The sequence below is a fragment of the Synechococcus sp. R6-10 genome, from assembly GCF_047461815.1.
Classification (GTDB): domain Bacteria; phylum Cyanobacteriota; class Cyanobacteriia; order Thermostichales; family Thermostichaceae; genus Thermostichus.
The window spans coordinates 1-733 of sequence record NZ_JANSHW010000481.1 but is presented as its reverse complement, the minus strand read 5'-3'; the positions used below and the strand labels follow the sequence as shown (position 1 = coordinate 733).

Here is a 733-nt window from a genome sequence, read left to right as displayed (position 1 = left end):
CCCAGCAAGGCGCCGCGATTGTTGCCACTGCCCCCCGCGATCAGCATTACCCAAACGATAAAGGTGGCAAACTCCGGTTGAAAGGCTTCTGGGCTGATGAAATTGACAAAATGGGCGTAGAGGGCCCCCGCCAACCCCATGAGCATGGATCCCAGCACAAACGCCTGCAGGCGAAACTGGAGCACATCTTTGCCGGCAGCCAGGGTTGCCGGTTCATCCTCGCGAATGGCCCGCAGCACCCGCCCCCAGGGGGAGCGATAGGCCCGCTCCGCAGCCCAATAGACCACCGCCAAAATGACCAGCACCAAGCCCAAGTAGAGAAGGGTATCCTGACCTGGGATCCAGCCGCGAAAGGGTCGCGGAATGCGGGTAATTCCCCGTACGCCATTGGTCAGCCAGCCCTCATTTCTCAGGATTTGGCTGATGATCTCGGCAATGCCGATGGTAGCGATGGCCAGGTAGTCGGAACGCAGCTTCAGGGTAATCAACCCGATCAAAAAGGCAATCGCCCCGGCGACAGCCACAGCTATGGCAAAACCCACCCAAAAGGGCAGATTGAAGCCGCCCAAATGCTCGGCGCTTGGGGGTGTGGTGACAATGGCGCTGGCATAGGCTCCCACGGCAAAAAAAGCCCCCACCCCGATGTTGAACATGCCGGCGTAGCCCCACTGGATATTGAGGCCCAGCACCAGCACGCCGTAGATCCCCACCAAAATCAAAAAGAAAATGCCGT

1 protein-coding gene is annotated in these 733 nt (G+C 59.1%); it reads right to left on the bottom strand.

Translation table 11 applies throughout. From position 1 onward, the window contains the following. Positions 1 to 733, bottom strand: a 733-nt coding sequence (locus NW837_RS12520) for a branched-chain amino acid ABC transporter permease (protein WP_414331960.1), incomplete at both ends; no start/stop codon positions are given.